This is a genomic window from Micromonospora sp. NPDC007220 (assembly GCF_040634035.1).
GTDB lineage: Bacteria > Actinomycetota > Actinomycetes > Mycobacteriales > Micromonosporaceae > Micromonospora > Micromonospora reichwaldensis.
The window spans coordinates 1-466 of the sequence record NZ_JBEYEU010000070.1; the positions used below are offsets into that span (position 1 = coordinate 1).

The window sequence follows — 466 nt, forward strand, 5'->3', positions numbered from 1 at the left end:
ACCCTCGCGACGGTCGCCACCGCGGAAGCCGCCCTCACGCGGCGGACCCGAACGGAAACCACCCTCACGACGGTCCCCACCACGGAAACCACCCTGGCGCTCGCCGCCCTCACGACGGTCGTACCCGCCCTGGCGGTCGCCGCCCTCACGACGGTCGCCGCCACGGAAGCCACCCTCGCGGTCGCCGCCCTCGCGACGGTCGCCACCGCGGAAACCACCCTCGCGGTCACCACCACGGAAGCCACCCGGACGGTCGCCACCCTCACGACGGTCGCCACCGCGGAAGCCGCCCTCACGCGGCGGACCCGAACGGAAACCACCCTCACGACGGTCCCCACCACGGAAACCACCCTCGCGGTCACCACCACGGAAACCACCCGGACGCTCGCCACCCTCACGACGGTCGCCGCCACGGAAGCCGCCTTCGCGGTCACCGCCACGGAAGCCACCCGGACGGTCGCCACCC

Annotated in this window: 1 protein-coding gene; it reads left to right on the forward strand. The window is 74.0% G+C overall.

Annotated elements, in window-relative coordinates:
* Positions 1–466 (forward strand): hypothetical protein (locus tag ABZ573_RS32490; RefSeq protein ID WP_358122926.1); only part of this gene is annotated, 466 nt, incomplete at both ends.